Annotated in this window: 1 protein-coding gene and 1 pseudogene; one reads left to right on the forward strand and one right to left on the reverse strand. The window is 45.2% G+C overall.

Annotated features, from left to right (window positions below; all coding sequences use genetic code 11):
* Positions 1 to 293 precede the first annotated feature (293 nt).
* Positions 294 to 1,149: pseudogene (locus tag F6K38_RS44660) on the forward strand (DUF4058 family protein).
* A gap of 465 nt (positions 1,150 to 1,614) precedes the next feature.
* Here the strand turns inward: F6K38_RS44660 and ispG are convergent.
* Positions 1,615 to 2,330: (E)-4-hydroxy-3-methylbut-2-enyl-diphosphate synthase (ispG, locus tag F6K38_RS39655; RefSeq protein ID WP_287360382.1), on the reverse strand; the 716-nt coding region annotated here is incomplete at its 5' end.

Genomic DNA, 2,330 nt, shown 5'->3' on the forward strand with positions numbered 1-2,330 from the left:
AGCTGCTCAACAACAAGCTCAAGCTGAACGGCAACAAAGAGAATTGGCAGAAAAGCGGGTAGAGGAATTGCTAGCTAGACTCAAAGAGTTAGGTGATGAGTCAGATGCTTGATTCTCGCCATTGCTCCAACGGGCATTGGTCAACTAACTAGAAAACTAGGTAAATCCATGATCAGCTGATCGAGTGATTAGGGGGTTAATTGCTAATTTTCAATTTTTAATTGATACTTTTTCATTGAAATTAAGGCGAGAAGCGCTATAATTATCCAATAAAGCATTGGGGAAAGACAATCATGCCTCCTTCTCCTTTTCCAGGAATGGATCCCTATTTAGAGCATCCCAGCGCTTGGCCGAATGTTCATCATCGACTAATTACTGCAATTGCCGACTTTTTGGCTCCCCAACTGCTTCCCAAATATCAAGTTCTGATTGAAGAGCGAATCTATCAAACTATAGGAACAGATTCAGTCCTAGTTGGCATTCCCGATGCAGCAGTAAAACTAACTCAGACAACAGCCAATCCCACACAAACCAATCCCACACAAACCAATGTTGCTGTTGCCTCAGCGCCAAGTCAGCCAACAAAAGTTATTTTACCAATTCCTGAAAAAGTTAGGCAGCGATGCAGCGCGGTCTTGGGGGTTTCCCCCATGAGCGACTGCATCAAGACAAGGACATTTAGAGATACGGGAGATCGCCACAAGTAACCTGGTGACAGCGCTTGAAGTTCTTTCCCCGACCAATAAACGCTCAGGAGAAGGACGCAATCAGTATGAAAGAAAGCGTCAAACTATATTAGGAAGTTCAACCCATTTAGTGGAAATTGATTTATTGCGGCAGTGGGAACCTATGCCTACCTTAAGTAATGGCATTCAGACCCATTATCGAGTTCTGGTCAGTCAAAATCATCGCCGCCCTCAAGCTGATTTATATGCCTTTAATTTGCCAGATTCGATTCCTACCTTTCCACTCCCTTTGCAACCAGAAGATACTGAACCCCTTGTCAATTTACAAGAGTTATTTGATGGAGTTTATGACCGCTCAGGGTATAGCTTTGTTATTGATTATACTCGCGAACCAGTACCGGTGTTGTCAGAAGCCGATGCAGCTTGGGCTGATGGGTTGTTACGGCAAAAGGGACTGAGGTGATTGTTGATTATCAGCTGATTAATCCTCAAGCCAATTTTCATATAAGCGATCGGTAAGCATATGCGCTACGCGCACGCTACTTGAGGTGCCCTCAGCGGTCAGCCGTCAGCTTATTTTATAGCGGTTTTCCATTGAGTTAGGTACAGATTCATGGGTTTTAGGGAACAGCGGATCACAGGAACAGGCAACAGAGAAGACGGAAGACGGAAGTTGGAAGTGGGGAAAAATCCTGTTCACCTTATAGTTATGAAAAACGCTGTATTCAAAAGCAGCGATTGCACTACGCGCACCCTGCGCGAACAGTACCTTGGCCACAGGCCTTTGGCACCTCAAGTAGCGTGCGCGTAGCGCTAATCGCTGTTCGCTGATAGCTGATAGCTGATAGCTGATAGCTGATAGCTGATAGCTGATAGCTGAATGCTTACGTGATAAGTATAGTTTTTTATAGTTTCTATTCAACAATTATCAAGGATCCACCCAGCGACCATCAGCTTTAATTAAATTAATCAATTCCTGTACTCCTTTATCTTCAGGTACCCTTTTAATTTCCTCCTTACCGCGATACAGAGAAATATAGCCTGCTTGCTTACCCACATAACCATAGTCAGCATCAGCCATTTCCCCAGGGCCATTAACAATACACCCCATCACAGCAATATCTAAGCCAGTGAGGTGTTTAGTAGCTTCCCGCACCTTATGCAGAACTTCCTCTAAATTAAATAGAGTACGACCACAGGACGGACAAGCCACATACTCCACCATAGTTTTCCGCAATCCCAGAGCTTGCAGAATACTGTAGCAAACAGGAATCTCTTTTTCTGGGGCTTCCGTAAGAGAGACACGAATCGTATCACCAATCCCCTCAGCTAGCAGAGTAGCAATACCAGCAGTAGACTTAATCCGTCCATATTCCCCATCCCCGGCTTCAGTAACACCTAAATGCAACGGGTAATCCATCCCCAACTGATTCATCCGCCTTACCATTAAGCGATAGGCGGCTAGCATCACAGGTACCCGTGAAGCCTTGAGGGAGATCACCAAATTGCGGAAATCGAGGGATTCACAGATACGAATAAATTCCAGAGCAGATTCCACCATCCCTTCTGGGGTATCACCGTAGGTAAACAGCATCCGTTCCGCTAGGGAACCGTGATTGACTCCGATGCGCATAGCTTTCCCTT

The organism is Moorena sp. SIO3B2, assembly GCF_010692525.1.
Classification (GTDB): domain Bacteria; phylum Cyanobacteriota; class Cyanobacteriia; order Cyanobacteriales; family Coleofasciculaceae; genus Moorena; species Moorena producens.